Origin of the sequence: Moorena sp. SIO4E2, from assembly GCF_010671945.1 — a bacterium.
In the GTDB taxonomy this organism is placed as follows: domain Bacteria; phylum Cyanobacteriota; class Cyanobacteriia; order Cyanobacteriales; family Coleofasciculaceae; genus Moorena; species Moorena producens.
The window spans coordinates 1-5,647 of sequence record NZ_JAAHIE010000475.1 but is presented as its reverse complement, the minus strand read 5'-3'; the positions used below and the strand labels follow the sequence as shown (position 1 = coordinate 5,647).

6 protein-coding genes and 2 pseudogenes are annotated in these 5,647 nt (G+C 40.4%); 1 reads left to right on the top strand and 7 read right to left on the bottom strand.

Annotated features, from left to right (window positions below):
- The 6 genes and pseudogenes from F6K37_RS30865 to F6K37_RS30835 all read right to left on the bottom strand — a co-directional run.
- On the bottom strand, positions 1 to 336 hold a 336-nt coding region (locus F6K37_RS30865; protein ID WP_287254345.1), incomplete at its 3' end, for a condensation domain-containing protein.
- Between the two features lie 386 nt (positions 337 to 722).
- On the bottom strand, positions 723 to 986 hold the full coding sequence (locus tag F6K37_RS30860) for a phytanoyl-CoA dioxygenase family protein (protein ID WP_267875797.1): 264 nt from the start codon (positions 984 to 986) through the stop codon (positions 723 to 725).
- A 66-nt stretch (positions 987 to 1,052) separates the two neighbouring features.
- Positions 1,053 to 1,199 (bottom strand): hypothetical protein, encoded by a 147-nt coding sequence (locus F6K37_RS30855; RefSeq protein WP_158026741.1) that lies wholly within the window; start codon positions 1,197 to 1,199, stop codon positions 1,053 to 1,055.
- Positions 1,200 to 1,241: 42 nt separating this feature from the next.
- Positions 1,242 to 1,364: a hypothetical protein gene (locus F6K37_RS30850; RefSeq protein WP_271968479.1), complete on the bottom strand. Its 123-nt coding sequence runs from the start codon at positions 1,362 to 1,364 to the stop codon at positions 1,242 to 1,244.
- A gap of 132 nt (positions 1,365 to 1,496) precedes the next feature.
- Positions 1,497 to 2,789, bottom strand: a pseudogene (locus tag F6K37_RS45745) (NF041680 family putative transposase).
- Positions 2,790 to 3,203: 414 nt separating this feature from the next.
- Positions 3,204 to 4,589: an MATE family efflux transporter gene (locus F6K37_RS30835; RefSeq protein WP_287254341.1), complete on the bottom strand. Its 1,386-nt coding sequence runs from the start codon at positions 4,587 to 4,589 to the stop codon at positions 3,204 to 3,206.
- 587 nt (positions 4,590 to 5,176) lie between these two features.
- Between F6K37_RS30835 and F6K37_RS44925 the strand changes: the two genes are divergently transcribed.
- Positions 5,177 to 5,467 (top strand): transposase family protein, encoded by a 291-nt coding sequence (locus F6K37_RS44925; protein WP_353838691.1) that lies wholly within the window; start codon positions 5,177 to 5,179, stop codon positions 5,465 to 5,467.
- Here F6K37_RS44925 and F6K37_RS30825 read toward each other — a convergent pair.
- Positions 5,441 to 5,647 (bottom strand): annotated as a pseudogene (locus F6K37_RS30825) (hypothetical protein); the annotation flags it as partial. The gene F6K37_RS44925 and the pseudogene F6K37_RS30825 overlap by 27 nt on opposite strands.

Sequence of the window (5,647 nt, the reverse complement as noted above, 5' to 3'; positions counted from 1 at the left end):
AATAATTTGAAGGGGTTGTCCGCTCACAATCATAAACTTAGTTCGTAAAGCTTCGTGACGGCGGATAATTTCCTTCAGGCTTTTCTCTAGTGCGATCGCATCTAATTGACCCCGAATATGAACTGTTGCGGGCTCGTTATAGAAAGGAACCTTGGGATTGAGTTGTGCGAGCAACCACAGTTGTTCCTGAAAATAGGAAAGCGGTATGGGTCCAGCATCGGTTCGGCGAGTTATCGTTTTGGCCGACCCTTGACGCAAGCCTTTTTTATGGAGCAGGAGTTTGAGGAGTTCTTGTTTGTCTGTAGGTAAAAAACGATCTGACGAAGACTTATCCATTTTTTGGAACCCATTCCTAATTTTTATTGTTTTTATTGACCAGACAAGAGGCTTTCAGAATCAGCTAGAGGTTTCAGTGGCTTATAATCGCGACTAACCAAAAATTCTGGTCTGGGCCGATCGACAGAAACGGGAAGATTCTCGACACTGTTGTAAGTAATAATCATAAGTCGGCGGGGAAAAGGATAAATGTTGGTAACCGAGCCATGAACCACGTTACTATCGAATAATAGTATAGACCCAGCCGTACCTTTCGGGGCGAAAAAATTTTTTTTTTTAACTAATTGTGTAACAGTTTGTGGGGGAATACAATATTTAATATTTGCGCTAACATTCACTTTATAATCTGCTGTTTTAGGATTAGCTTCAGTTTGTGCTACCGATGCTTATACATCGAGCATCCCCTGTTGGTGGGAACCTGGAATAAAAATCATCGGTCCGTTAAATTCATTCAGATCATCCAATAAAATTGCTAGTCTAATAACCTTCGGTAGTGGTATTCCATCTTCCTTGTGCCAGTAGATAAAATCTTGATGCCAAGGCCATACATCTCCACCAAAAGCTGCTTTTAAATTAATCTTAAATTGGTAAAGATACACCTGACTGCCAAGAAGCTGATGGGCAGGTTCGAGCAAGCGCGGTTCTCGGATTAAGTTGTGGAAAACCTTGTTAAACAGATAGCAACCGTGTAAAGCGCGAACCGTATTACGATCTTTTTATAGCACTCGCCCTGGTACATCTTCAGCCATTAAACCGGGTAGCTGTGCTTGTATCAGCGAGACTTCCTCTTGAGAAAATAAATCAGGAATTAACAGAAATCCATGATTGTTATATTCGTCTATTTTTTCTGTTGTAAGTTTCATAAATTTTATGGGTTTATAAACAACTTGAAACGTCATAGGCTTTTACGAATTTTCCTTCATCTCAGCTAGCATGGCAGCCACTTCTTCGGAAGATAGCCGATTAATTGCTTGGAAAGTCCTGGCAATTTCGTCAATGACTTCCGGACCTCCTCCACTTTCTGCCATTGCTTCTACTAGTCCACTGGAGTTTAGACTAAAGCTTGAAGAATGAGTCAATCTCTGGGGGAAATTCAAACTGAAATCGTTGCGAAATTTCTATAAAAATCAGGGTAATTTTTTCAATTTATTCGTTTTATTTTAGCTAAAGGTACCTTTGCCCTTTTTTACAATAGGACACCTTAGTTTCTTATTCCTCTTTTTGCCTTTTTGCCAGCCTGGGGATTTTCCACGCAGTTTGGGTGAACGAGTAGGTGTACCAATCGCAAACATTACTTCAATCGCAAACATTACTTCGCTCCAAGCTGCTGCGGTTCTTCCGGGGGATAATTGAGTTTGATGTTTTTGCCAAAGTAAAGGATTATCTGTGATTTCTTTGTGGACTAACCACAACTGCCAAGTCATTAAAGGCATCAATTGACTCCATCGGTCACACCCTTCTTTTGTTCCCAATTTCGGTAATGTCCAATGGAGTCTCTGTTTGGCAAACCGATACCAATGCTCAATAGTAAAACGTCTTTGGTATAACTTAAAAACTTCCAATAGAGATGGCATTTCAAACCCAACCCAAGCTAACCATAACGGCTTGGTCTTTTTCGAGTCAAGTTGTTCAACTCGTACAATAGACATTGAATGTGAAGCGGATTCTTTGAAGTGATAGTTGTGCCAGACTTTCAACTTGATTTTTCCAAATTTAGGGTCATTAACTTCCGCTATGTCATCCGGTTCATTCCAAGTCGTTGAGTCATTCAGCTTGAATTTATGACCATGTTTTTGGGGACGATCAATACCTGAATAACCTGGTGGAAATCCATATAGACAAAGATTAGAACGCAATCGCATTAATTTGTCACACCAGATATTTGCGATTTATAAGAGTAATTTTGCACAACCATATTGACTGTCAAACAGTACAATGGGTCGTTGAGTTAAAAGATAACAAATTTATTTCAGTTGAGTGGCTACTTTTTCAATGGGAGTTTGTTCAGAAGTGATTCTTTCATGGCTTAATGGTAACGCCCAACTCCCTTTGTTTTCAGGGAGATAAGTAACTGTCGAGTACCCTTACCCCACGCCCACTGGAGGATTTACTGACACAGAAGACGCTTGATACTCGTATGTTTTTTCAGTAAGAGTCACCGCATCCGGGAGGGAATAAGGTGAATGGTCAGCTACTAATATTGGCTGAATGATTGGAGGTATTTCGAGTATAAAAAGTTTCAGCAAATTTAACCAGTGAGGTCTACAATCAGACAGTGCTTCATAGGCTGAGTCCCACTCTCTACGAAAGACATAAGATAGAGACAATTCCGCCAAACAACTTGGACGAAGAGTCAAGATCGCAGCATCCATCAATTCAAAAACAGCATCCTTTGCAGTTCTCATCTGATTATAGACCTTTTGGCTAAACTCTCGTAATCGTTTCAGTTTCATCAGGACTTGAGGAAAGTTCTATAAAGTTTTTATCTTCTCATCCTGACGAACTAGGGGTCAAGTCCTTGGAGTCAGTTAGTCTAAACTCCAGATTCTAAATTTTTGCGATCGCCTAAACTCAGAACTGGAGACAGTTTTATCTCTTTTTTCCTCTGAAAATGTCTAATCTTAGAAAAAAATGATCCGATCGCCTAGTATGAAAGGCTTTTAGATCCCTAACCCCAAATTTTTGGGTGGAGAATGAAACGGCCCTGCCGTAGGGTGGGGCTGTGTGCGGAATTCAGTTCCACACCTTGAGAGCAAGGTCTCCCGTTATAATCTTTGATTTAACGGGAGACCCCTTGCCCGTTTAGTTGGCAGAACCTTTTTTCTTCAACTTCAATCTACGTTGTAGCAATTATGCCTGACGGCAGGCTAAACCTTGGTTAGAATACTCCGTGATTCATCCGGGGGAGTGTCAACGGTTTGTTCAAATACTCGCTCTGCCAGAACGCACCTAGCTAGGTAGATTGCTGTTCCTGCCATGTAAACAACCAATGAAGCCCAAAGCAGATTAACATTCTCAAGATATCTTGCCGTAATAGATATTGGTAGATACATGACTATAAATGCAGCTAAAGCTGCATTTCGCAATGTTACACCCCGTTTTAAACCAATAAAGTATCCTTCTAACATTGATGCGCTGGCAAGGGCGAGAAGAAAAGGAAACAGCCAGATTAGGGTTTCCTGCATAATCGGGTAGAGTTCTGTATGATTAGTCAGTAACCTAAACATCTTAACTGGGAAGAAGAGTGGTAATACTGCAAACCCAAAAACGATTGGTATACTTGTTAGCATTGATAAATATAAGCTCTTTAAAACCAACTCATCTGCTCCTTTACTGGCAAAACTCCCTATGAAAGTTTGACTTGTCAGTCGGATTCCATGGATAGCAAAAGCACCAACTAAAATCCATTGCAACAGTAAACCATTACTACTTAGAGTCAGATTGCCTTGGGTTGCACTAAAATTTGTAAAAATAGCATAAGCCGAAATTAAGACTAAAAATCGAACCGTAATATTACCACTTAATGCGAGAATTTTCTTCAATGCTTTCCATCGCAAAACTAAACTTGAGACTTGCTGTAGTTTTGACCATTTAATTTGAAGACAGACTCCGACAAGGGCAACACTGAGAGCAATATATTGGCTTAGTGCGGTTGCTAGACCTGCTCCAAAGGCACCCCACCCTAACCTTCCAATCATCCCATAGTCAAGCATGACGTTGCTTGCAACACCGACTAAAGACATAATCAGAACTGTTCTTTGTTGCTTCTGCCCAAGATACCAACCCGTCAATACATAGATTAATAAGACAGCAGGAGCACCCCAGATCCGAGCCTGAAAATAAATCATGCCTTGAGTTTCAATATCTGGCGTGCCATTGAGGATAGCAAATCCGAGAATCTGTAGGGGATACTGTAGTAGCAAAATAACTAGACCAACAACTAGAGCAACAAACCCACCCTGCAAAATAGCTAAAAGTATTTCTTCTTGCTGCCTTGAACTGCCTAAAGCGTGGGCTGTTATAGCGCTCGTACTATCTCTCAAAGATTGTAAAATCCTGTAGAGATAATCAAATATAATCGTAGCCAAAGTCACCCCTGCTAACACTTTGATGTTGTCAATATGTCCTAGAAAGATAGCATCAATAAGACCCGCTAGCGGAACAGTCATATTAGCTAGAGTACTAATTAAGCTTAGGCGTAAAAAGCGAAAGACAAAGTTCTCGGAATTATGAACTGAAGATGTGATTGTCATAAAAATCCAGCTAATACAACAAGATACCTTAGAATATGCAGTAAGGTATGTACCAACTTCCCTTGACAAGGAAAATCGGATGCATCAATAATTTTTTTGGAAAAATTTTCAGACCAAGTGGCTTGAACGACAGACATTATCCTGGAATGTCTCTGCATAGCCTGTCTTCGGCACAACCATCGGTTTTAAAGTAATTGTTTTGAATCTTCTCATATTTAATATCCCATAAGAACACTGAAATTATAATGAAACTTGCTGAGTATTACAACCTAGAGTTTAGACCAGGGTAATCCCATTGAGTTTGGTATAAATTGCACTTGACAAAGAGCGGCTTATAAAGTTCAAAAGTGTTTCTGCTGTCAAGGTTGTCTCTCAAAAGTGCAAGCAGTTAACCTAAGAATGAGCTAAGAAAAGTATTTCCAGGGCAGTGATCATGTCAAAAGGTTTTGGAAAACCTATTCTGCTTTCTAAAGCAAGAACGAGAGGCATTGATTCTCAGAGCTAATTTGTAAAGTAAATATTAAGAAGCCTGAAAGCGTTGCTATGATTGTCTTATGGTTATTAAATAGTTCAAATATACTATATTGATGCAAGCCTTATCCTACAAGGATTACAGCGAGTTTACAAATCAGCTCTCAAAAAGAGTGTTCTCAAACATTTTCAGGATCTTCAAGATCCCAGAGTGGGTCGCCGTAAAGATCATCCTAGGCGTGTCAATAGTCACAATTGCGGTTTTAGCAGTGCTCTCAGGTGCAGATGGGTTTGTTGGGATCGAGACCTATGGTAAGGCTAAGCAAGAGTGGCTAGAGACGTTTTTAGAATTACCGATACTTTTTGGCGAGAAGCGTACGCTAGCTCTGGGTCACATCTACCATTGAATCTGACACTAGTGAATATGACACTCGGTTAAGGGCGACAATTACTAACCAAGATTGCTGCTCACAGGGTAAACCAGGTGGGCGGTAGTAATGATCAAAAATCTCAAATCCTGCTTGTTCAACACAGCGAGCCAAGCTTTGATATTCCCAACCTACAACATAGCGATAGCCGGTTGGACG